Here is a 22,897-nt window from a genome sequence, read left to right as displayed (position 1 = left end):
AGTGGGCGGACACCGCCGACGGGAGACCGCCGCTCACCGCGTGGCGAGCCGCGCCTCGGCCTCCCGCCAGCGCGCCCGGTCGCCGCGCGGCGCGTACCGGGTCAGCGGCTGGGTACGGGTGAGCAGCCGGCGCATCGCGGCCGGATCGCCCACCAGCCCGTGCGCACGGGCCTGGACCAGGACGTTGCCGAGGGCCGCCGCCTCCGGCGCACCGGCCACCACGGGCAGCCCGCAGGCGTCGGCGGTCAGCTGGCACAGCGGCGCGTTCCGGCTGCCCCCGCCGACGACGTACACCACGTCCACCGCACGACCGGCCAGCCGCTGTGCCTCCTCGACCGCCCGCCGGTGGGCGAGGGCCAGCGAGTCCAGGATGCACCGGGTGACCTCGGCCCGCGTCGACGGGACCGGCTGGCCGGACGCCCGGCACGCCGCGGCGATCCGCTCCGGCATCCGCCCGGGTGCCAGGAACGCCTCGTCCCCGGCGTCCACCACCGAACGCAGCACCGGCACGCCGCCGGCCTCGCGGAGCAGCTGCCCCAGGTCGGGTTCGTGCCAGGCCCGTCGGCACTCCTGGAGCAGCCACAGCCCCATGATGTTGCGCAGGTACCGGACGGTGCCGTCGAGCCCCAGCTCGTTGGTGAAGTTCGCGGCCCGGCTCTCCTCGGTGAGGACGGGCGCCTCCAGTTCCAGGCCGGCCAGGGACCAGGTGCCGGTGCAGATGTAGGCGAAGCGCGCACCGGTGGCCGGGACGGCGGCCACCGCGGAGGCGGTGTCGTGCGAGGCGACGGCCGTCACCGGCACCGGACCGGCCAGCCCGGTGTCCGCCAGCACCTCCGGCCGCAGCAGACCGGCCGGATCACCGGGCTGCCGCAGGGGCGCGAACAGCCCGAGGTCGATGCCGAGCCGCTCGGCGACGTCGTACGACCAGGTGCGTGTCCTGGGGTCGACGAGCTGGGTGGTGGAGGCGTTGGTCAGCTCGGTGCCCTGGGTGCCGGTCAGCCAGTACGACACCAGGTCCGGGATGAGCAACACCCTTTCGGCCTGCGCGAGCTGGACGGAGGAGCGGGCGGCGACGAGCTGGTAGAGGGTGTTGAACGGGGCGTACTGGATGCCGGTGGCCGCGTACAGGTCCCCGGCCGGCACGGTCGCCCACACCTTCTCGGCGACGCCCTGCGTGCGGGCGTCGCGATAGTGCACCGGGTTGCCCAGCAGGGCCCCGTCGGCGTCCAGCAGGCCGTAGTCGACGGCCCAGCCGTCGACGCCGACGGAATCCACCCGCCCCGCCGCCCGCAGCCCGTCCAGGACACCGGCGTACAGCGCGAGGAGATCCCAGCGCAGCCCCTCCGGCGTGCGCACCGGCCGGTTGGGGAAGCGGTGCGCCTCGGCGAGCTCCAGCGAGTTGGGACCCACCCGTCCGACCATCACCCGCCCGTTCGAGGCCCCCAGGTCGACCGCGGCGTACGACTTCACGCCCGCGCTCACCGCAGGAACGCGGCCGCCACACCCGCGTCGACCGGGATGTGCAGCCCGGTGGTGTGCGTCAGGTCCCCGCCCGTGAGTGCGAACACCGCGTTCGCCACATGCTCGGGCAGCACCTCCCGCTTCAGGAGGGTCCGCTGCGCGTAGAACTCGCCGAGCTTCTCCTCCGGCACCCCGTACACCGCGGCCCGCTGTGCGCCCCAGCCGCCGGCGAAGATCCCGGAACCGCGCACCACGCCGTCCGGGTTGACCCCGTTGACCCGGATCCCGTGCTCACCCAACTCGGCCGCGAGCAGCCGTACTTGATGCGCCTGGTCGGCCTTGGCCGCGGAGTAGGCGATGTTGTTCGGGCCCGCGAACACGGCGTTCTTGGACGCGATGTAGACGATGTCGCCGCCCAGCCCCTGCGCGATCATGGCCCGCGCCGCCTCCCGCGAGACCAGGAAGGAGCCGCGGGCCATGACGTCGTGCTGGAGGTCCCAGTCGTCGGCGGTGGTCTCCAGCAGTGGCCTGGAGACGGAGATGCCGGCGTTGTTGACGACGAGGTCGACCCCGCCGAAGGCGAGCACGGCGGCCCGGAACGCGGCGGCGATCTGCTCCTCGTCGGTGACGTCCACGGCGACGGCGACGGCCTTGTCCGGCCCGCCCAGTTCCTCGGCGACGGCGGCGGCGCTCCCGGCGTTCCGATCGGCGACGACGACACAGGCTCCCTCGGCGGCGAGCCGGCGGGCGACGGCCCTTCCGATGCCGCTGCCGGCTCCGGTGACCAGTGCGACGCGCGTGGCGAGCGGCTTGGGCCTCGGCATGCGCCGGAGCTTGGCCTCCTCCAGCGCCCAGTACTCGATGCGGAACTTCTCGGCCTCCTCGATCGGCGCGTACGCCGACACCGCCTCCGCGCCACGCATGACGTTGACGGCGTTGACGTAGAACTCGCCCGCCACGCGCGCGGTCTGCTTGTCCTTGCCGAAGGAGAACATGCCGACCCCGGGGACGAGCACGATCGCCGGGTCGGCGCCGCGCATGGCGGGGGAGTCGGGCCGGGCGTGCCGGGCGTAGTAGGCGGCGTACTCCATTCGATAGGCGGCGTGCAGCTCCTGCAGCCGGGCGACGGCCTCCTCCAGCGGCACGGCCGGCGGCAGGTCGAGCACCAGCGGCCGCACCTTGGTGCGCAGGAAGTGGTCCGGGCAGGACGTGCCCAGCGCCGCCAGCCGGGGGTGCCCGGCGCGGGCGAGGAAGTCCAGGACGGCACCGGAGTCGTCGAAGTGCCCGACCTGCGGCCCGTCCTGGGAGGCGAGGGCGCGGACGTACGGCGCGAGGGCGGCGGCGCGCTCCCGCCGTTCGGCCTCGGGCAGGGCCGCGAAACCGTCGACGACGGGCCCGAACGGCTCGGGCCGGCCCCGCTCGGCGAGGAACGCCTCGGCGGTGCGGATGATGTGCAGCGAGTTCCGCTCGCACTCCTCGGAGCTGTCGCCCCAGGCGGTGATGCCATGGCCGCCGAGAACGCACCCGATCGCCCGCGGATGGGCGTCCTTGATCGTGGCGATGTCCAGTCCGAGCTGGAAGCCGGGCCGGCGCCACGGCACCCACACCACCGTGTCGCCGAAACACTCGGCGGTCAGCTTCTCCCCGTCGGCGGCACAGGCAAGGGCGATGCCGGAGTCCGGATGCAGATGGTCCACGTGCGGGGCGTCCACCAGGCCGTGCATGGCGGTGTCGATGGACGGCGCCGCCCCGCCGCGGCCGTGCAGACAGTAGTCGAACGCGCCGACCATCTCGTCCTCGCGCTCGGCCCCCGGGTAGACGCCTACGAGCGCCCGGAGCCGGTCCAGCCGCAGCACCGCGAGCCCTGCCTCGGTGAGCGTGCCGAGGTCACCGCCGGACCCCTTGACCCACATGAGCTCCACGTCACCCCCGGTGACGGGGTCGGTGGCGACGCCTTTGGCCGAGGCGTTCCCCCCGGCGTAGTTGGTGTTCCGGGGGTCGGAGCCGAGCCGGTGGGAGCGCTCGAGGAGGGCGGCGGCTCCAGGATGGGTTGCCATGAGAAGGGTTCCTTTCGAGAAGGGGAGCGCGCATCCAAGGGACGCGGGACTGTGCCGATGTGCGGCTGCCGCCGCGTGGGCGCCGGCGACCACGACGGACCCGCGCTCCGCGACGAAACGGCCCAGGCAGGCGCCTACGCCCCCCACCCGGCCTGCTGCCCTCCGACCCGCTCGGCGACGATCTTCCGGGCCCACCCGGACCGGGCGTACGCGGCGACGGGGTCGGGGTCCAGCCCCGTCTCCTCCCGCACTTCACGCAGCAGGGGCCGTACGTCGGTGTTGTAGGCGTCCATGAGTACGGCGTTGGCGCCGAGCACGTCCCCTTCCCGCTGGGCCGAGGCCAACGCCTCCCGGTCGACCAGCAGCGCTTTCGCCGTGGCCTCCTGCACGTTCATCACCGAGCGGATGACCGCGGGGATCTTGGCCTCGATGTTGTGGCACTGATCGAGCATGAACGCGACGTCCGGCCCCAGCCCACCCCCGCGCACCACCTCGTACATGATCCGGAACAACTGGAACGGATCCGCGGCCCCGGCCATCAGGTCGTCGTCGGCGTAGAACCGGGAGTTGAAGTCGAACCCGCCGAGCTTCCCCTCCCGCAGCAGCGTGGCCACGATGAACTCGATGTTGGTCCCCGGAGCGTGGTGCCCGGTGTCGACGACCACCCGGGCCCTGTCGCCGAGCATGAGGCAGTGGGCGTAGGCGGTGCCCCAGTCGGGCACATCGGTGGCGTAGAACGCCGGCTCGAAGAACTTGTACTCCAGCAGCATCCGCTGTCCCTCGCCGAGCCGCTCGTACACCTGGGCCAGCCCGTCCGCCAGCCTTTCCTGCCGGGCGCGGATGTCGTCCTGGCCGGGGTAGTTGGTGCCGTCGGCGAACCACAGCTTCAGATCCCGCGATCCGGTGGCGTCCATGACGTCGACGCACGCCAGCAGATGGCCGATCGCCTTGCGCCGCACCGCCGCATCCGGATGGCAGACGCTGCCCAGCCTGTAGTCGTCGTCCTGGAAGGTGTTGGAGTTGATCGCGCCCAGCCGCAGCCCGCGCTCCTCGGCGTACTTCGCCAGCGCCGCGTAGTCGTCGACCTCGTCCCAGGGGATGTGCAGGGCGACGGTCGGGGCCACGCCCGTGAACTCGTGCACCTTGGCCGCGTCCTGGAGCTTCTCCCACGGATCGCGGGGGACGCCGGCCTGCGCGAACACCTTGAAACGGGTCCCGGAGTTCCCGTACGCCCACGACGGCGTCTCGACGGCCTGGGTCTTGAGCGCGGCCTTCACCGCGGCGAGGTCGGTCACGGCAGGACTCCTGGTGGTGGCGGTCTTCACTACGATGCGCATGAAACGATTCAGACGCGCAAGCTAGGCGCCCCCCGGAGGTGTGTCAAGCGCTGCGACCAGAGCTGGGGTCACTGGCTCCGGCGCAGGCTGTGCTCGCGGAACTTTTCCCCACGGACCCATTGACGCGCCCAGGTCGCGGTGCCTACGGTCCCGGCATCCTTTGAAACCTTTCACAATGCGGGGGAGGCCAGGGGCCGTCCCGCCGGCGTCGTCGAGGAGCCTGACATGACCCACCCGCCTGACACGGGGCCGGCGCCGGTGCTGGCGCTGAAGGGCGTCTGCAAGTCCTTCGGTGCCGTACGCGCCCTCCGGGACGTCTCCCTGGAGCTGCTGCCCGGCGAGGTGCACGCCCTGGCCGGCGAGAACGGCGCGGGCAAGTCGACACTGATCAAGACCCTCGCCGGAGTGCACCGGCCGGATGCCGGCCAGGTGCTGCTCGACGGCGAACCCGTCGTCTTCCACGGCCCCGGCGACGCCCGTGACGCCGGGATCGCCGTGATCCACCAGGAGCCCACCCTCTTTCCCGATCTGTCCATCGCCGAGAACATCTTCATGGGCCGTCAGCCCAGGCGATCCCTCGGCCGGATCGACCACAAGGCCACCCACGCGGCCACGGCCGTGCTCATGGAGCGGCTCGGGGTCGGTCTGGACCCGGACCGGCCCGCCCGCGGACTGTCGATCGCGGACCAGCAGATGGTGGAGATCGCCAAGGCGCTGTCCTTCGACGCCCGGGTCCTCGTCATGGACGAGCCCACGGCCGCCCTGACCGGCAGCGAAGTCGCCCGGCTGTTCGAGGTCGTGCGCACCCTGAGCGCCCAGGGCGCCGCGGTGCTGTTCATCTCGCACCGGCTGGAGGAGATCTTCCGGATCTGCCGGCGGGTCACCACGCTGAGGGACGGCGCGTGGATCGCCACCGAGCCGTTGGCAGGCATGGCCGAGGACGATCTCGTCCGCCGGATGGTGGGCCGGGACCTCGACGAGCTGTACCCGAAGCAGGACCTCTCCGCCGGCGAGGTCGCGCTCAGCGTGCGCCGGCTGACCCGGGAAGGCGTGTTCACCGACGTGTCCTTCGAGGTGCGGCGCGGTGAGATCGTCGGCCTCGCGGGGCTGGTCGGCGCCGGCCGCACCGAGGTGGCCCGCGCGGTGTTCGGGGTCGACCGCTGGGACGCCGGAGAGGTCGAGGTCGACGGGCACGGGCTCACCAACGGCGCGCCGTCCACCGCGATGGCCGCCGGCCTGGCCCTCGTCCCCGAGGACCGGCGGGCCCAGGGCCTGGTGATGGACATGTCCATCGAGCGGAACATCGGCCTGACCGGGCTGCGTACGACCGTCAGGGCCGGGCTGGTGGACCGGGGTGCCGAACGCAGCCGCTCGCTCGACTGGGCGGTCCGGCTCCAGGTGAAGTACGCCCGGATCGCGGACGCCGTCTCCACGCTGTCCGGCGGCAACCAGCAGAAGGTCGTGCTCGCCAAGTGGCTGGCCACCGGCCCGAAGGTGCTCATCGTGGACGAGCCGACCCGGGGCATCGACGTCGGCACCAAGGCCGAGGTGCACCGGCTGCTGTCCCAGCTCGCCGCCGACGGGGTGGCGGTGCTCATGATCTCCTCCGACCTCCCCGAGATCCTCGGGATGGCCGACCGCGTCCTCGTCATGCACGAGGGGCGGATCACCGCCGAGATCCCCCGCTCCGAAGCCACCGAGGCAACCGTGATGGCCGCAGCCACCGGGAGGGCCGCCGCATGACGGTGACCAACCCGAACCCCGCCCCCGTCGCCGAGGCGCCCCGGTCCGGCGGGACCCGGCTGGTGGACCGTGTCCTCAAGATGCGCGAACTGGCCATCCTGGTCGTCCTCCTGGTGATGATCGCGGTCACCCAGGCGGGCAACAGCCAGTTCCTGTCCGAACAGGGCATCAAGGACCTGCTGCTGAACGCGGCCATCCTGGTGCTGGTCGCCACCGGCCAGTCCGTGGTCGTCCTCACCCGGAACGTCGACCTGTCCGTCGGCTCCACCCTCGGCATCAGCGCCTTCGCCGCCGGCACCTGGCTGCACGGAGGCGGCGACGCGATCGTCGCGATCCTCCTCGCCGTGCTGCTGGGCACCGGCTTCGGGCTGCTCAACGGCCTGCTGGTCAGCCTCGGCCAGGTGCCCGCCCTCGTCGTCACGCTCGGCACCCTCTACATCGTCCGCGGCGTCGACTCCATCTGGGTCGGCTCCCGGCAGATCACCGCGGCGGACCTGCCGGGCAGCTTCGTCGACTTCGGCTCCGGCGGCATCTCGGCGGTCCCCTGGCCGGCCCTGATCGCGCTCGTCGTGCTCGCCGGCACCGCCCACCACCTCCGACACTTCGGCAGCGGGCGGGAGTTGTACGCCCTCGGCTCCAACCCCGAGGCGGCGAGGCTCGCCGGCATCCCGGTGCGCAAGCGGATCCTGGCCGCCTACACCTTCTGCGGCTCGCTCGCGGGACTCGCCGGAGCGATGTACCTGGCGCGCTTCGGCAACGTCGACTCCGGCACCGGAAACGGATACGAACTCACCGTCGTCAGCGCGGTCGTGGTGGGCGGCATCGCCTTCACCGGCGGCTCGGGAAGCGTGTACGGCGCCGCGCTCGGCGCGCTGCTGCTCACCTCCGTGAACAGCGTGCTGCCCGCGCTCGGCGTCAGCTCCGTCTGGGTGCTCGCCATCAACGGCGTCCTGCTGCTGCTCGCCATCGCCGTCGACCGGATCGTGGCCCTGCGGGTGGCCGCCGCACTGAAGAAGAAGTCGGACCGGACGAAGAACGTCATGGCGAAGGAGAACGCCGGTGCCTGAGTCGTCGACCCGCGCCATTCGCTGGGACACCGTCGTCGGCGCCCTGCTCGCCGTGCTGGTGCTGCTGTCGTTCGGGTGCGTCGACGGTTTCGGCAACGCGCTGAACCTGTCCTTCCTGATCGGGAACACCCTGCCGGTCGCACTGATCGCCCTGCCGATGACCTTGCTGGTGGTAGCCGGCGAGATCGACCTGTCGGTGGCGTCCACGGCCGGTCTGTCCGGAGCGGTGATGGGCAGGCTCTGGAACGAGGGCATGGCCATCGAGACGATCATCCCGCTGTGCCTGCTGCTCGGCCTCGCCTGCGGGCTGGTCAACGGTCTGCTCGTCACCCGGCTCGGGCTGCCGTCCCTCGCCGTCACCATCGGAACCCTCGCCGCCTACCGGGGCCTCGCGCAGATCGTCCTCGGCTCCGACGCGGTGACCGACTTCCCCTCCCCGTACCTGGACTTCGCGGCCGGCCGCGTCGGCGACTCCTTCCTGCCGCAGGCCTTCCTGCCCTTCCTGGTGCTGCTCGGCGTCGCCGTCGTCGTCCTGCACGCCACCCCGTTCGGCCGGTCCCTCTTCGCGGTCGGCGCGAGCGAGGAGGCCGCACGGTTCGCCGGGATCCGGGTGAAGCGGACGAAGCTGCTGCTCTTCGTCGCCACCGGGTTCATGTCGGCGCTCACCGGTGTGTTCTGGGCACTGCACTACGCCAGCGCCCGGTACGACAACGCGACCGGTCTCGAACTCTCCGTGATCGCGGCCGTGTTGCTGGGCGGTATCGACTTCGACGGGGGCAAGGGCACGCTCGGCGGCGCGGTCGCCGGGGTGTTCCTGCTGGGCGCGCTGCAGAACGTGATGAGTCTGCTGAACGTCTCCGCGCAGTCGCAGATCGTCGTCACCGGTGTGCTCCTCGTCGTCTCCGTGCTCGGGCCCCGGGTGGCGCGCCGGATCTCCGTGGCGAGGGTGGGCCGCCGAGCCGCCTCGACTCCGACCTCGTAAGCCCGTCCCCTCCTCGTAAAGGACCCTCCGCCATGCTTAAGTCACCCCTCCTGCGCACCGGCGCCGCTCTGGCGGCCGTCACCGCCCTCGCCCTCGCCGCCACCGCCTGCGGCGGCACCACCAAGAACGACGTCAAGGCCGACAACGCCTCCGCCGCCACCGCCGGCAAGGCCGATCCGAACGCCGCCACCAAGAAGGGGCTCACCGTCGGCTTCCTGCCGAAGCAGGTGAACAACCCCTACTTCACCACCGCGGACAAGGGCGGCCGGAAGGCGCTCGCCGAACTCGGCTCGGCGTACAAGGAGGTGGGCCCCTCCAGCGCGACCGACACCAGCGGCCAGGTCAGCTACGTCAACACGCTCACCCAGCAGCAGGTGAACGGCATCGCCGTCTCCGCGCAGGACCCCGGCGCCCTGTGCACCGCGCTCAAGCAGGCCATGAGCAACGGCATCAAGGTCGTCACCTACGACTCCGACACCAGCCCCGCCTGCCGCAACGCCTTCGTCTCGCAGGCGTCCGCCGAGGACCTGGGCCGTACCGAGGTACAGCTGCTCGCGCAGCAGGTCGGGTACAAGGGCGAGATCGCGATCCTGTCGGCCGCGCAGACCGCGACGAACCAGAACACGTGGATCGGCTACATGAAGGACGAGCTGAAGGACCCCAGGTACAAGGACATCAAGCTCGTCAAGATCGCCTACGGGAACGACGACGCCCAGCAGTCCTTCCAGCAGACCCAGGGCCTGCTCCAGGAGTATCCGGACCTGAAGGGGATCATCTCCCCGACCACGGTCGGCATCAAGGCGGCTGCCCAGTACCTGTCCGGCTCCAAGTACAAGGGCGAGGTCCGGCTGACCGGTCTGGGCACGCCGAACGACATGCGCAAGTACGTCAAGAACGGCACCGTGAAGGCCTTCGAACTGTGGGACCCGGCCAAGCTCGGCGACCTGGCCGCCCGCACCGCCGTCGCCCTCGGCTCCGGGCAGATCACCGGCAAGGAGGGCGAGACCTTCAAGGCCGGCGGGACGACGTACACGATCGGCAAGGACGGTGTGATCACCCTCGGCAAGCCGACCGTGTTCGACGCGAGCAACATCGACCAGTTCAGCTTCTAGGGAGCAAACGACGTTTCCGGACACGCTGGATGCCCTGAAGGCGGCCCGCCGGCACGCCTGCTCGCTGTTCCTGCGGGAGGACGGCCCGCTCGTCGGTCACCTGGCGGCCGAGGACTTCGGCGCCGCCCCAGCCGCCAGGGAGGTGACCGAGGTCAACGCCCGCGGCAGGCGGAGAGGGCGCCGTTCCCCGAGTCGCTCGACAGCACCTGGCCCGACGAGGCCATGGAACCGGCCACGGAGGTGCTCCACCTGCCATGACCGTCGCCGGAAGCGGGCGCGTGGCCCCACGGATCACCCAGCTCGGCCGCGCCCTGTTCGATGCGGGCCCCGGATCGACCTGTACCAGGAGAAGTTCACCGCACCGCGCCCTCGCCCATCAGCGGCCGACTTCGCGCTGCCGTCATGACGGTAATGTGAAGGTCGTCCCGCCGCCCCTCGTCCCCTGGAGGTCTTCGCCCGATGGCCCAGTCGGTGGGTATCAAGGACGTCGCCCGTGCCGCCGGAGTGTCGGTGGGCACGGTGTCGAACGTCATCAACCGCCCGGACACCGTCGCCGGCGAGACCCGGGCGCGGGTGCTGTCCGCGATCGACCGGCTCGGCTACGTCCGCAGCGAGTCCGCGCGGCAACTGCGCGCGGGTCGCAGCCGGATCATGGGCCTGCTGGTACTCGACATGGGCAACCCGTTCTTCGTCGACGTGGCGCGCGGTGCCGAGCGGGCGGCCCGCGGGGCGGGGCTCGGCGTGATGGTGTGCAACAGCGCGCAGAACGCCGCCGAGGAGGCCGACTACCTGGCGCTCTTCGCCGAGCAGCGGGTGCGGGGCGTGCTGCTGACCCCGGCCGACGCCACCGGCCGCAACATCGACGCCTTCCGCCGGCACAACATTCCGTTCGTGCTGGTCGACCGGGTCGCCGAGGGCACCACCGAGTGCTCGGTCTCCGTCGACGACGTCGCCGGCGGCGCGCTCGCGGTGCGTCATCTGGTGGAGGCCGGGCACCGGTCCATCGCCTACGTCAGCGGACCGCCCGGCCTCAACCAGGTCCGGGACCGCCGCACCGGCGCCCTGAACGCCCTGGCCGAGGCCGGGCTCGGCCCCGAGGCGCTGCGCGAGCTGCCGACCGAGCGCCTCGACGTGGCCGCGGGCCGCGACGCCGGCGCCCGCCTGCTCGGCCTCGCCGGCCGCCCCACCGCCGTGTTCTGCGCCAACGACCTGCTCGCCCTCGGCCTCCTGCAGGCCATGTACGCGGCCGGCGTCGCGGTCCCGGACGACCTCGCGATCGTCGGCTACGACGACATCGAGTTCGCCGCCGCTGCCGCCGTGCCCCTCACCTCGGTTCGGCAGCCGGCCGTCACGATGGGTGCCCTCGCCGCCGAACTGCTGCTGGAGGAGACCGAGGAGGGCGAGGGCGGGCGGACGCACGAGCACCGCCGGGTGGTGCTCCAGCCGGAGCTGGTGGTGCGCCGCTCCAGCCTCGTCGCACGCTGAACCGCCGTACAGCGGGTGCTCGGCCCCGCGCTGACCGGAAGTTCAGTAACAATCCATGATCCCGGGGGTCGGCCCGCCCCTGGTCATGTGCTGAACTGGGACGCGTCCGACTCATCCGTCCCGGGAGACCCGTTGAGCCTCAGCTACCGCCAGCCCGGCGTCATCCTCACCGACCGCCGCTTCACCGTGCCCCTCGACCACGCCGCCCCGGACGGCGAGACGATCGAGCTGTACGCCCGTGAGGTGGTCGCGAGCGACAGGGCCGGGCAGGAGCTGCCCTGGCTGCTGTATCTCCAGGGCGGTCCCGGCTTCGGGGCGAATCGTTTCGTCGGCCGTCAGGCCTGGCTGGACCGGGCCCTGAAGGACTACCGCGTGCTGCTCCTGGACCAGCGCGGCACCGGCAGCTCCACGCCCGCCACCCGGCAGACGCTCCCGCTGCGCGGCGGCCCCGCCGAACAGGCCGGCTACCTCACCCACTTCCGGGCCGACTCCATCGTCCGCGACTGCGAGGCCATCCGCCCCGAGGTGACCGGCGGCGCCCCGTGGACCCTGCTCGGCCAGAGCTTCGGCGGCTTCTGTGCGGTGTCTTACCTCTCCCTCGCCCCCGAGGGGCTGGACACGGGCCTGATCACCGGCGGCCTGCCCTCCCTCACCGCCCACGCCGACGACGTCTACCGGGCCGCCTACCCGCGCATCGAACGGAAGGTCGCCGCCCACTACGCCCGCTACCCGCAGGACGTGGAACGGGCCCGCCGGATCGCCGACCACCTCCTGACCCACGACGTGGTCCTGCCCAACGGCTACCGGTTCACGGTCGAGGCGTTCCAGTCCCTTGGCCTGATGCTCGGCACGAGCGACGGCAGCCACCGCCTGCACCACCTCCTGGAGGACGCCTTCGTCCGCACGCCCGGCGGCCTCGAGCTGTCCGACGCCTTCCAGGAACAGGCCCAGTCCCTGCTGTCGTACGCGGGCCACCCCCTCTACGCCCTCGTCCACGAGACGATCTACGGCCAGGACGTGCGTCCCACCGCCTGGGCCGCCGAGCGGATCCGCGCCGAGTTCCCGCAGTTCGACGCGGCCAAGGCGCTCGCGGGGGACACCCCGGTCCTCTTCACCGGAGAGACGGTCCACCCCTGGATGTTCGAGACCGACCCGGCGCTGCGCCCGCTGCGCGAGACGGCCGACCTGCTGGCCGCCCGTACCGACTGGCAGCCCCTGTACGACCCCGCCCGCCTCGCGGCCAACGAGGTCCCGGTCGTGGCGGCCGTCTACCACGACGACATGTACGTGGACACCACGCACTCGCTGGAGACCGCCCGCACGATCCGGGGCCTGCGGACCTGGGTCACCGACGAGTTCGAACACGACGGCCTCCGAGCGGGCGCCCCGCGGGTGCTGGACCGCCTGCTGGCCCTGGTGCGCGACGAGGTGTGAGGCGCCGGGCCGGGCTCTTCCCCCGCAGCACCCGGGGTGCCGCCCGTGACCGAGGACGGTCGCCTTCGCGGTCCTCAGCCGCTGACCTGGGCGAATCAGGATGCGGGACCCCATTAGGCTGTTACTCATGCCAGATGAGATAGCAGGCCTTCCGGAGCTGCGCGGGGACTGCGCGCGCTGTTTCGGGCTGTGCTGCGTCGCTTTGCCCTTCGCACGTTCCGCCGACTTCGCGCTGAACAAGCCGGCCGGGAAGCCGTGCCCGAACCTGCAGGGCGACCACCGCTGCGGCATCCACGCCGACCTGCGGCAGAAGGGTTTCACCGGCTGTACGGTCTACGACTGCTTCGGCGCCGGGCAGAAGGTCTCGCAGGTCACCTTCGGCGGACAGGACTGGCGCACCGGGCCGAAGGAGCGCGCCCGCCGGATGTCCGACGTCTTCCCGGTCGTACGGCAGCTGCACGAGCTGCTGTGGTACCTGACCGAGGCGCTCGGCCTGCCCGCCGCCCGGCCCGTCCACCCTCAGCTGCGCAGTGCGCTGGAGGAGACCGAGCGGCTCACCCTGCAGAGCCCCGAGGAACTGGCCGCGCTGGACGTGGCGGCGCACCGGCAGCAGGTCAATGTGCTGCTGCTGCGGACCAGCGAGCTGGCCCGGGCGGGGGCCGGCGGCGGCAAGGGCGGCAAGGGCGGCAAGAAGGCAGCGGGGAAGGACCGCCGGGGCGCGGACCTCGTCGGGGCCCGGCTCCGGGGCGCCCAGCTGCGCGGCGCGAGCCTGCGCGGCGCCTGTCTGATCGCCGCCGACCTCACCGGCGCCGACCTTCGCGACGCGGACATGATCGGCGCGGATCTGCGCGACGCCGACCTGTCCGACGCCGACCTCACCGGCGCGTTCTTCCTCACCCAGCCGCAGGTGAACTCGGCGCGGGGGAGCACCGGAACGCGGCTGCCGGCGTCAGTCACCCGACCGGTGCACTGGACATCCGGTCGGTAGTGCCGCCCTGGGCAGCCGTTCGGCCGCCGTACCGTCGTCGCCGGCCGCAGAGGTCCCCGCGGCCCTTCGGGGCACCAGCCCCAGCCGCAGCCCCTCCGGCATCACCGTCAGCCGCTCGGTGACGCTCAGCCGGTAGGCCGGGTCGGTCACCAGGTCGTAGCGGCGCAGCAGCAGGCCGAGGACCAGGGTCGCCTCGTGCAGGGCGAACTGGCGGCCGATGCAGGCCCGCGCCCCGGTGCCGAACGGCTGGAAGGTGTGCGGCGGCCTGCCCCGTACGGCCCGGGCGTCGAAGCGGTCCGGGTCGAAGCGCTCGGCGTCCTCGCCCCACACCTCCGGGTCGCGGTGCAGCATCGGGGTGAGCACCAGGGCCCACGCGCCCCGGCGCATCGGGTGGTCGTCGGCGAGCACAGTGTCCTGCCGGGCCTCGCGGGCGAAGGCGGGGGCGGTCGGCCACAGGCGCAGGGACTCGTCCAGCACCCGGCGGACGTAGCGCAGCTTGGCGACCCGGTCGTAGGCGGGCCGCTCGGTGGCGCCCCAGACCCGGTCCACCTCGGCGCGGGCGCGGGCCGCGATCTCGGGATGCCGGGCGAGGTAGTACAGGGCGAAGGAGAGCGCACCCGAGGTGGTCTCGTGGCCCGCGACCAGGAACGTGATCACCTGGTTGCGGACGTTCCGCGCCGACAGCCGCTCGCCGGTCTCCGGATGCGCCGTCTCCAGCATACGGTCCAGCAGGTCACCGTCCCCGCGGCCCGAGCGCTGCCGGTCCGCGACCAGGCCGTCGACCGTGCGGTTCAGGTGGGCCATGTCGGCCGCGTTGCGCCGGGACGCGGCGCGCAGCAGCAGCGGGGCCAGCGGCGCCGGCACGCTGTTGAGGCGCTGGGCGTAGGTGAGCGTGCCGACCATGGCGGTGACGAACGGGTGCGGCCGCGCCCGCTCGAACGAGCCGAAGTCGTGCCCGAACCCGGTCCGTGCGATCGTCTCCAGCGTCAGTTTGGTCATGTCCCCGGGCACGTCCACCGTGCGCCCGGCCGCCGCCTCACGGTCCCAGTGATCGGTCAGCCGGCCGGCCACCGCCAGCATCATCCCGTGGTAGCCCTCCATGGCCTCCCGGCTGAAACCGGGCGCGAGGACGTCGTGGGCCAACTGCCAGTTGGGCTCGTGGTTGTAGGCGGTGAACAGGCCGTCCCCGGCGACGGGGCGGAGATTGGCCACCCCGAGCCCCACGTGCTTGGCGAACCGTGACTCGTCCGCCAGGTCCGCGACCAGCCGCGCGCCCCACACGAACACGAATTCCTTGCCGAAGGCCCGCCGCCGGAAGATCGGTCCCAGGTCGCGCCCGAAGCGCATGGAGTCCTGCAGCGGCCTGCGCCGGTCCACGCCGAGTACGTCCCCGAGCAGCGGCAGCCGGCGCGGCGGATGCGGGATGCGGTGCAGCTCGGGCCAGCCCTGCTCGGCGCCCCGGAAGCCTTTCGGGAGCCCCGTCCCCGTCGTCCGCAGCTGTTGCGCCGTCTCCGCCATGACGCCGATCTCCCTTGATCCAGCGGACCGCTGACCCTGTGACGTGTATCCGTGACGCGCGTGTTGTACGTGGGTTCAATAGCGCGTTCCAGTGTGGTCCCCTTGTTGAACTCGCGTCAAGTAGAGTGACGTCATGTCCGCGAACCAGGGGGAGCGCGCGCGACGCAGACTCAGCACGGAGGAGCGCCGTGAGCAACTGCTGTCCGTCGGCGCGAAGCTCTTCTCGGAGAACCCCTACGACGACGTGCGGATCGAGCAGGTCGCCGAGATCGCCGGGGTCTCCCGGGGGCTGCTGTACCACTACTTCCCGACCAAACGGGACTTCTTCGCCGCGGTCGTCGAGCGCGAGAGCGAGCGGATGCTGCGCATGACGGCGGCCGTCCCCGGTGTGCCGGCGCGCGAGCAGCTCACCGCCGGCCTCGACACCTACCTCGGGTACGTCCAGGCCCACGCGCACGGCTTCCGCGCCTTCCATCGCGCCGACGCCGCCGGGGACCAGGCCGTGCGCCGGGTCTACCGGCGGGCCCTGGCGGCCCAGGAGGAGCAGATCCTCGCCGCGCTCGCCGTCGATCCCGAGTTCGGGCCCGCCTTCGAGAGTCCCCCGGCCGTCCGCCTCGCGGTGCGCGGCTGGCTCGCGTTCACCACGGCCGTGTGCCTGGAGTGGCTGCGCGACGGCGAGTTGACCCGCGAGCAGGTGCGTGACCTGTGCGCGCGGGCGCTGCTGGGTGTCATCGCCTGATCTTCGTCCGGTCCCTCCCGGTCGGTGGGGTGCGGTTGGCGCGCACCTCGATCTCCGATAAGTTAGGCAAGGCTTACCTAAGGAGGGCTTGGATGGGTGACACGCAGGACTGGACGGCCGCATCCGGCGCGGCGGAGCGGGCACGGTCGGTGCCGGCTGCCGCCTGGTCGTGTGCGGTGACCGCGGACGGCGCCCGCGAGGAGTACGTCGGCGCGCACACCATGACCGGCGACGGCGCCGTACGGCTCACGGTGCCCGACGACAGCGCCCTGCTGACGGCGGCCGTCCGCGCCCCCCGTCAGGAGCCCTCCGCCGTGCTGGAGTTCGCCGACGTGGCCCCCGTACCCGTACGCGGCCGGATCCGGGCCCGGCTGTACCTCTCCGGCCCGCTCGTCCCCGACCGCGGCACCCTGCTGCTGAGGCCCGCGCGCGTGGTGCTGCGGCAGTCCTGCGGACCCGTGGCCGTCGACCTCGACGACTACGCCGACGCCCGACCCGACCCGCTCGCCGGGGCCGAGGCCCGGCTGCTCACCCATCTCGCCCGCGCCCACCCGGACGCCGTCGAGCGGCTGACCCGCCTGGTACGGCCGGAGAGCCTGCACGCCGCCACCCGCGTGGTGCCCCTCGCCGTCGACCGGCACGGACTGACCCTGCGCATCGAGCGCACCCGCGCCCACGGCGACGTACGGCTGCCCTTCCACGCGCCCGCCGACGACCTCGCCCAGCTCACCGAGCGCATGCACGCCCTGCTGGCCCAGGCCGGTGCCGCCACCTACCCCCGTGCGCTACAGCGGCAGCACACAGACGGCGACGGGTGAGGAGAACGGCGCGTCGGCCGACCGGAGTTCACCGCTGTCCGCAAAGACATGGAAGACGGTGACCGTGCCCGAGCGCTGGTTCGCCGCGAACAGCAGCCCGCCGTCCGGCGAGAAGGCGATCTGCCGGGGGAAGTCCCCGCCCACCGGCACCGTGCCGAGCAGCCGCAGCCGGGCGCCGCCGGCCTCGATGGCGTACCGCGCCAGGCTGTTGTCGCCCCGGTTGGCCAGGAACGCGTACCCGCCGTCCGCCGTCACCAGGAACTGCGCCGGGTAGTTGGTGCCGCCGCCCGAGCCCGTGGACTGCGGTTCCCCGATCGCGAGCCGGCCGGATGCCGGGTCGTAGCCGCACACGGCGACGGTGTCGTCCACCTCGTTGGCCAGATAGGCGTACCGGCCGCCCGGATGGAAGGTCAGATGGCGCGGGCCCGCACCGGGCCGGGTGTGCGCCTGCGCCACCTCGGTCAGGGCGCCCTTCACCGGATCCAGGCGGTAGCTGTAGACGGTGTCGGTGCCGAGGTCGACCGCGAGGACATGGCCGCCGTCCGGAGCGGTGAGGAACTGATGCGCGTGCGGCCCCTGTTGACCGGGTCCCGGCGCCGGGGAGCTGTGCGTGACCAGGTCGGTGCGCTCGCCGAGGGCCCCCGAGGCGTCGATCCGATGCACGGCGACGCTGCCCGACCCGTAATCGGCGCTGAGCAGCCAGCGTCCTGAGGGGTGCACCGACAGATGACAGGGGCCCGCGCCGCCCGCGTCCCGGGTGCCGAGGACCCGCCGGTCGGCGAGGCGTACCGCCGTCACACCTCCGTCCTGGCGCTCGTCCACCGCGTACAGGGTGCGGCCGTTTGGGTGCACGGCGAGGTACGACGGGTCGGGGACGCCGGTGATCGTGCCGGTGCCGGTGATCCGGCCGGTCACCGGGTCGTAGGAGGCCAGCCCGACACCGGTGCCACCGCCGTCCACCGAGGTGTAGGTCCCCACGTACAGCGGACGGGGGCCGGGGGACCTGCCGGGCCCGGAGACGGCGCGAGGCCCGGCCGCCGTGGCCGGGGAACCGGCCGGCGGGGCGGCCGGGGACGGCACCGCCACCACGGCCGCCGCGCCCGCCACGGCCCCCAGGAGCCGGCGGCGGCTCCACCCGCCCCGGGGCCCCCGGTCCGGCGGGGCGGAGTCCTCGCCTGCCGCCCGTGCCTGCCTGTCCATCCCACACCTCAGGTCGTCGGTCGCCCCGGTCGTGGCAGCCACCTTGGCCCGAACCCGCCGTCGAGGGCAAGCCCGGCAACGGGCGTTGCGCCAGGTGCAACCGGCTGTCCGGACACTCCGGGCACTACCAGTCCCCGTCCTCCACCGGCTTGCCCGGCGCGTCCTTCAGCCGGCCGACCTGGCCGGCGGACGGGGCCTGCCACGGATCCAGGTCCTCCCCGAGCCACTCGCCGACCGGCTTCACGGCCTCCAGCGCGTCCGCGGGCGCCACGTCCTCGGCATCGGCGTCGTAGTACTCGTACCAGGGCAGACCGGCGCGCGTGTACGCCGCCCGGTCCACCGGCGACGGCGGCGGTGCCTCACCCGTGATGCGCCGCCACTCCGGCGGCGTGACCAGGTGCACGAACACGCGCCCGGCGGGCTCCTCGGACCAGTCCCTCAGGGGCCGGTCGTCCCGGTACACCTCCTGGCGCATCGAGCCGCCGACGCCCAGCCCCATGGCCGCGGCACGCCGCGGCACGGCGCCGGCGCCCGGCGGCACGGCACCGCCGGGGGCGGCGGGCATCGCCGGCGGGGGACCGCCCGGCGCGGACGCCATCATCGGCGCGCCGTACCCGCCCGCCGGCCCGGCGGCCAGGGCCCTGCGCCGCGCCTCCTCGCGCTCCCGCTCTCGGCGCCGCCACTCGGTGAGGAGCGGTTCCCGCAGCGGGAACGACTGCAGCTGCACCCCGCCCCACACTTCCTCTCCGGTGACCTGCCCCTCCACCGTCGCGCCGAGGCCGAGCGGTACCGCGACGAACTGGCGGACCGTCCCCTTGCCGGAATTGATGCCGTCCAGCCAGGGCTGGCGGGGGAGCACCACGTAGTTCTGCGGATCACGGTCGAGACGGTCGCTCCAGGGCCGGCCGGACACCGCGCACACCTTGCCGACCCCGACCTGGAGCGCCGCCGGCTCGCGCGAGCCGGAGAAGCTCAGCCACATCGCCTCGCGCAGATACACCGGCAGCATCACGCCACCGCGCGCCCGCCACGCCTCCGGCACGGTGTCCGCGTAGTCCGCCACCCGCCGCACCGGGAACTCGCCCAGCCCGGGCGGCAGCGGATGCGTGCCCGTCTCCGGCAGCCGCAGGGTGCGGACGAACCGCACCGCCACCCCGCCCGGCAACCGCAGTGTGTTCCCGTCGATCCGCACCCCGGAACCGGTCATCCGCTCGCCCCCTCGCCCTTCGTGCCGGCCACCGGCACGCCTTGCACGCCGGGCCCCGCCCGGCGTCTTCCTCAGCGAGAACGCTCGCCGAACCCCGTACGGTTCCGCCACAGCTCGTCCTGGACGCCGATCCGCTCCCTCAGCCGGGTCGTCCGGGGCAGCTTCGCCCGCTGCTCGCGGGAGACGCGGTCCAGCTCCTCCAGCAGCCGGCGCGTGCGGTGCTCGGTGTTCATCTCGTCGATGATCCGGGTGGTCTCGGTCAGCACGGCACCGAACAGCTGCCAGTTCGCCCAGTCCTTGCCGATCTCCTCCTGGAGCAGCTCGGCCAGCCGGTCGCGGGTGCCGGCCGCCGTGTGCAGCTCGGCGGACAGGCGGGCCTCCGCCGACTCGGCGTTCTCGCTCAGATGGGTGGTGACCAGGACTGCGAAGCTGACCACCGCGTCGGCGATCTCCGACAGCAGCTGCTCCACGGTCGCCCCGACCCTGGGCGGGAACAGGTCCTCCGACCCGCGGGCCTTCGCCAGATCCGTGAAGGTGCGGGCCAGCACCCGCAGGACCACGGTGCAGATCTCCAGCGTGTCCAGACCGGAGCGCAGCACCACCCGGTGCAGCAGCCCCTCCTTGACCCGCGGATTGAGCCGCAGACTGTCCTCGGCCTGCCGCAGCGACGCGTCCACCCGGGCGATGTGCTGATCCAGTCCACGCGCCTCGTGCAGCCGCTCGGCCGCCCGCTCCCAGGGGATCCGGCCGGCGGCCTCCTCACCCATCCGCAGCATCAACTGCCGCACCCGGCGCGCCTGGTCCTCGATAGAGCGGCCCGCCTCGTCCACCCACACCGGGGGCGGGAGCAGCAGATTGCAGGCCGTCCCGACGACCGCGCCGATCAGCGTCTCCACGATGCGCGCCCAGGCCGTGAATCCGACGGTGGTGACCCCGAGGACCAGCATGGCGCTGATCGCCACCTCGGCCACGTACTCGTCGACCCGCACCAGGTGCCCGACGGCCAGCGAGGCCACGATCAGCAGCGCGAGGCTCCACCAGGTCAGTCCCACCAGCACACTGAACGCGATGGCGACCAGCACACCGGCCACCACCGAGTTCACCCGGCGGATACCGTTGGTGAGGGTGGCGTAGAAGGTCACCTGGACCACGAGCAGCGCGGTCAGCGGCGCGGTGAGTGGCGCCGGCTCGGGGCTCAGCCGGAGCGCGATGACATAGGCGATCGTGGCCGCCGTCGCCGACCGCAGCGTCTGGACGACCACTGGCTCCCGGCGGCGCTTCACCAGGCCCAGCAGTCCCGAGTTCCACTTTCGTACGTCGTGCATCCCTTGGCCTGTTCCCGTTCCTCGGGCAGGACGAACGTACCCGATCGCGGACGGTGGCTGTCCGCAAGGCGGAGAGGGGCCGTACTGTCCGTCCCGGCGGTGGGAGGGCCACCGGCCGAAGAAGCCGCCGGGTGCGCGAGGTGGTCGCAGCGGTTCTCGAGGAGGCCTGGGGCAGGCCGCCGCCCTGCGCCGAGTGGACGGTACGGCCGACGCCCTGCACGACGATCCGGTCGCCGAGCTGGAGAAGGTCTGCAGGCCGTCGCCGGGGCCTGCGCGCGGCGGCCGCCCGGACCGGGTCCGGGCCGGCGCCGTTGAGCCCGTTGCCGCTGCAGCTGCCACTCGCCTCCGGCATGGACGCACCGGACGCCGGCGTGCACGGCGTGCACGCCTGGGACGTCGCGGTCGCCACCGGCCGGAATCGGCCATTCGCACCGGTGCGGGGCCGCGGTCTGCGGCCGGCCGCCGACCAGCTGGTGCCGCGGCTGCGCGTGTACGGCGCGTTCGCGTCCGCCCTCGCGTCGGACGGGGCCCGGGGCGGTGCCCTGACAAGTGCTGCGACTGACCGGCGGGCGCGGCGCCGATGTCGTGCTCGACACCCAGGGCGGCCGGGCACTCGCGCGGAGCGTGCACGAGACCGCGCACGGTGGCCGGGTCGTCTCCCTCGCCGGCATGGCCCTGGAACCGAGCACCGCCGAAACCCGCGGCCTCTGCCCCACGAACATCGCGATCCCCGGCTTCCGGCTCACCGGCCGGACACGGGCCGTCAGGCGTACAGGCTGGCGATGAACGCGAACAGATTGCCCGTCGTGCGGGCGATCTGTTCCTCCAGCGTCAGGCTCTCCTCGAACCGGGCACCGGACTCCGGCACCTTCCTGCCCCGCACGTACAGCGAACACGCCAGGTCGGTGCACATGTACAGGCCGACCGAGTTCCCCTCGCGGCCCGCCGCCCCCGCCTTCCGCGCCGCCATGAGGGTCACCCCGCCGCCGGGATGCGTGGTCAGACACACCGAGCACATGCTGCGGTGCAGAAATCCGCGCTGCGCGGACTGGAAGCGCAGGGCGACGCCGACGGGCCGGCCGTCCCGTTCGGCGACCAGGTAGCTGCGGTCGGGCGCCCGCGGATCCCGCCAGCCGAGGAAGTCCAGGTCATCCCACGGGCGTTCACCTAGGTCCCGCGGCACCGTCAGCCGCTTGGCCTCCCCCTTGGAGCAGTTGATGAACGAGTTGCGGATGTCCTGCTCGGTGAGCGACCTCATGGGAGGGGAGTCCTTCCGGATTCGTTGCCGTGAACCTAATAGGTCTAGGTTCGCAACTAGCCTAAGTAGCCGGGGGAGGGGTGGGCCAATGGATTTCCGGCAGAAGCGGCCGCCGCGTGCCCGCAGGGCGGCGGGCCCGGCACCCCCGTGGTCGCAGACGCGGTCCGCACCGGCCGGTACGAGCTCCAGGATCTGAAGACGGTCCGGCACACCCTGGCCCGCTTCTGCCCCCCGGAGTGCGCGGGGACGGCGTACTCGCCCCGGGTCTCCTCCGGCGGTCCCTTCGCCGCCGACACGGCCGGAGGAAGCCCGGGCCGATGAATTCGCCTGCGCCACGATCCGGCGAAGGCGCAGCCCGAGCAACCCGCGGAGCGGACCGGGCCCAGCGGCTCGGTCCGGTGCTTCCCGCGCGCGTACGGCTCCTGCCGGCCCGGCCGCCCGCGAGACGGCCGGTACGGCTCAGCCCGCCTGCGCCGTCCTCGGCTCCGGTGGCCACGCTCCGGGAACCAGGACTCCCAAGGCGTACGCGCGGGCGACCAGTTCGGTGCGGTTCGAGGCGTTCCAGCGGGCCGACAGACGGCGCAGGTGGTAGGTGACGCCGTCCTTGCTGAGGCCGAGTTCGCGGGCGGCGCCTGCCGTGGTGGCGCCGCCGGCCAGCAGGGCCAGCACCCGGCTCTCCACCGCCGTGACCCGCGCCGGCCCGGGCTCGGGCGGCGCGCACTCGCCCCGCACCCGCAGCATCACCAGCAGCGCCGGTGTCTCGTCCACACTGTCGCTGACCGGGTCCGCCGTCAGCTCCCCGAACCGCTCGGTCCCGCCGGGAGCCCGCCAGCGTACCGACACCCGGTAGCGCGAGCGGTGCCGCAGCCGCAGCGCCTGGGCGATCCGCTCGACCTGGCCGGCCTCCTGCGGGCGGAACAGGTCCAGCACGTCCCGGCCGCGCAGCCGCCCGGGAGTCGTACCGCACTCGGCCGCCATCGCGGGATTGGCCAGTGCCACCAGGCCGTACACGTCGCACACCGCGACCGGTACCGACACCCGGTCGAAGAGCAGCAGGGCCCGGTTGCGCCACGGCGGTTTCTAGGGGTCGTCGCAACACGTGGTCGTGTTGATCAGGCCGCGAGCAGTTTATGCAGGCGCTCGGCTGGGGTTTCCCAGCCGAGCGT

The 22,897-nt window shown here is 72.9% G+C and carries 19 protein-coding genes and 2 pseudogenes; 12 read left to right on the top strand and 9 right to left on the bottom strand.

Translation table 11 applies throughout. The annotated features are described in order from the left end of the window. Positions 1-33: 33 nt before the first annotated feature. The 3 genes from ABZ919_RS37540 to rhaI form a co-directional block, all read right to left on the bottom strand. A complete protein-coding gene (locus tag ABZ919_RS37540; protein WP_361257611.1) occupies positions 34-1,422 on the bottom strand; it encodes a rhamnulokinase family protein in 1,389 nt (462 codons plus the stop codon). A gap of 56 nt (positions 1,423-1,478) precedes the next feature. After that, complete coding sequence (locus tag ABZ919_RS37535) at positions 1,479-3,518, bottom strand: bifunctional aldolase/short-chain dehydrogenase (protein ID WP_361257470.1); 2,040 nt, start codon at positions 3,516-3,518, stop codon at positions 1,479-1,481. A gap of 134 nt (positions 3,519-3,652) precedes the next feature. Continuing rightward, complete coding sequence (gene rhaI, locus ABZ919_RS37530) at positions 3,653-4,813, bottom strand: L-rhamnose isomerase (RefSeq protein ID WP_361257608.1); 1,161 nt, start codon at positions 4,811-4,813, stop codon at positions 3,653-3,655. Between the two features lie 267 nt (positions 4,814-5,080). Here rhaI and ABZ919_RS37525 point away from each other — a divergent pair, with 267 nt between their 5' ends. The 8 genes and pseudogenes from ABZ919_RS37525 to ABZ919_RS37490 all read left to right on the top strand — a co-directional run bounded on the left by ABZ919_RS37525 (position 5,081) and on the right by ABZ919_RS37490 (position 13,666). Continuing rightward, positions 5,081-6,598 (top strand): sugar ABC transporter ATP-binding protein, encoded by a 1,518-nt coding sequence (locus tag ABZ919_RS37525; protein WP_361257467.1) that lies wholly within the window; start codon positions 5,081-5,083, stop codon positions 6,596-6,598. Continuing rightward, a complete protein-coding gene (locus tag ABZ919_RS37520; RefSeq protein WP_361257463.1) occupies positions 6,595-7,665 on the top strand; it encodes an ABC transporter permease in 1,071 nt (356 codons plus the stop codon). Before ABZ919_RS37525 ends, ABZ919_RS37520 begins: the two co-directional genes overlap by 4 nt. Further along, a complete protein-coding gene (locus tag ABZ919_RS37515; RefSeq protein ID WP_361257460.1) occupies positions 7,658-8,647 on the top strand; it encodes an ABC transporter permease in 990 nt (329 codons plus the stop codon). The genes ABZ919_RS37520 and ABZ919_RS37515 overlap by 8 nt, the downstream gene beginning before the upstream one ends. A gap of 32 nt (positions 8,648-8,679) precedes the next feature. Continuing rightward, entirely contained in the window at positions 8,680-9,759 is a 1,080-nt protein-coding gene (gene rhaS, locus ABZ919_RS37510; protein WP_361257457.1) for a rhamnose ABC transporter substrate-binding protein, read from the top strand. A gap of 61 nt (positions 9,760-9,820) precedes the next feature. Continuing rightward, positions 9,821-10,017 (top strand): annotated as a pseudogene (locus tag ABZ919_RS37505) (L-rhamnose mutarotase); the annotation flags it as partial. A gap of 201 nt (positions 10,018-10,218) precedes the next feature. Further along, complete coding sequence (locus tag ABZ919_RS37500; RefSeq protein WP_361257454.1) at positions 10,219-11,244, top strand: LacI family DNA-binding transcriptional regulator; 1,026 nt, start codon at positions 10,219-10,221, stop codon at positions 11,242-11,244. A gap of 132 nt (positions 11,245-11,376) precedes the next feature. Then, a complete protein-coding gene (locus ABZ919_RS37495; protein ID WP_361257451.1) occupies positions 11,377-12,678 on the top strand; it encodes an alpha/beta fold hydrolase in 1,302 nt (433 codons plus the stop codon). A 127-nt stretch (positions 12,679-12,805) separates the two neighbouring features. Next, on the top strand, positions 12,806-13,666 hold the full coding sequence (locus ABZ919_RS37490; protein ID WP_361257448.1) for a pentapeptide repeat-containing protein: 861 nt from the start codon (positions 12,806-12,808) through the stop codon (positions 13,664-13,666). Here the strand turns inward: ABZ919_RS37490 and ABZ919_RS37485 are convergent. Beyond that, the gene (locus ABZ919_RS37485; protein WP_361257445.1) at positions 13,628-15,184 is read right to left on the bottom strand and encodes a cytochrome P450; all 1,557 of its coding nucleotides are present in this window, start codon (positions 15,182-15,184) and stop codon (positions 13,628-13,630) included. The genes ABZ919_RS37490 and ABZ919_RS37485 overlap by 39 nt on opposite strands. 133 nt (positions 15,185-15,317) lie before the next feature. On the opposite strand from ABZ919_RS37485, the gene ABZ919_RS37480 reads away from it, so the two are divergent. Further along, positions 15,318-15,923 carry a TetR/AcrR family transcriptional regulator gene (locus tag ABZ919_RS37480; protein ID WP_361257442.1) on the top strand — a complete coding sequence of 202 codons (606 nt, stop codon included), beginning with the start codon at positions 15,318-15,320 and terminating at the stop codon, positions 15,921-15,923. Positions 15,924-16,015: 92 nt separating this feature from the next. Beyond that, positions 16,016-16,741, top strand: a complete 726-nt coding sequence (locus ABZ919_RS37475; RefSeq protein ID WP_361257439.1) for a DUF2470 domain-containing protein — start codon at positions 16,016-16,018, stop codon at positions 16,739-16,741. Here the strand turns inward: ABZ919_RS37475 and ABZ919_RS37470 are convergent. The 3 genes from ABZ919_RS37470 to ABZ919_RS37460 form a co-directional block, all read right to left on the bottom strand. Then, the gene (locus ABZ919_RS37470; protein WP_361257435.1) at positions 16,709-17,941 is read right to left on the bottom strand and encodes a lactonase family protein; all 1,233 of its coding nucleotides are present in this window, start codon (positions 17,939-17,941) and stop codon (positions 16,709-16,711) included. The genes ABZ919_RS37475 and ABZ919_RS37470 overlap by 33 nt on opposite strands. Positions 17,942-18,065: 124 nt before the next feature. Then, complete coding sequence (locus ABZ919_RS37465) at positions 18,066-19,148, bottom strand: hypothetical protein (RefSeq protein ID WP_361257432.1); 1,083 nt, start codon at positions 19,146-19,148, stop codon at positions 18,066-18,068. 71 nt (positions 19,149-19,219) lie between these two features. After that, positions 19,220-20,473, bottom strand: a complete 1,254-nt coding sequence (locus ABZ919_RS37460; protein WP_361257429.1) for an aromatic acid exporter family protein — start codon at positions 20,471-20,473, stop codon at positions 19,220-19,222. A 549-nt stretch (positions 20,474-21,022) separates the two neighbouring features. Here ABZ919_RS37460 and ABZ919_RS37455 point away from each other — a divergent pair. Next, the gene (locus ABZ919_RS37455; protein ID WP_361257426.1) at positions 21,023-21,259 is read left to right on the top strand and encodes a zinc-binding dehydrogenase; all 237 of its coding nucleotides are present in this window, start codon (positions 21,023-21,025) and stop codon (positions 21,257-21,259) included. On the opposite strand, the gene ABZ919_RS37450 is transcribed toward ABZ919_RS37455, so the two are convergent. Continuing rightward, complete coding sequence (locus tag ABZ919_RS37450; protein WP_361257423.1) at positions 21,237-21,731, bottom strand: FBP domain-containing protein; 495 nt, start codon at positions 21,729-21,731, stop codon at positions 21,237-21,239. The genes ABZ919_RS37455 and ABZ919_RS37450 overlap by 23 nt on opposite strands. A 147-nt stretch (positions 21,732-21,878) precedes the next feature. Between ABZ919_RS37450 and ABZ919_RS37445 the strand changes: the two are divergent. Further along, positions 21,879-22,052: pseudogene (locus ABZ919_RS37445) on the top strand (DUF3626 domain-containing protein); the annotation flags it as partial. Positions 22,053-22,190: 138 nt separating this feature from the next. Here ABZ919_RS37445 and ABZ919_RS37440 read toward each other — a convergent pair. Then, positions 22,191-22,769, bottom strand: coding sequence for a PAS domain-containing protein (locus ABZ919_RS37440; RefSeq protein ID WP_361257420.1), 579 nt, complete (start codon positions 22,767-22,769; stop codon positions 22,191-22,193). Between the last annotated feature and the right edge of the window lie 128 nt (positions 22,770-22,897).

The organism is Streptomyces sp. NPDC046759 (assembly GCF_040645475.1).
In the GTDB taxonomy this organism is placed as follows: domain Bacteria; phylum Actinomycetota; class Actinomycetes; order Streptomycetales; family Streptomycetaceae; genus Streptomyces.
This window is presented reverse-complemented; position numbering and strand designations above follow the sequence as displayed.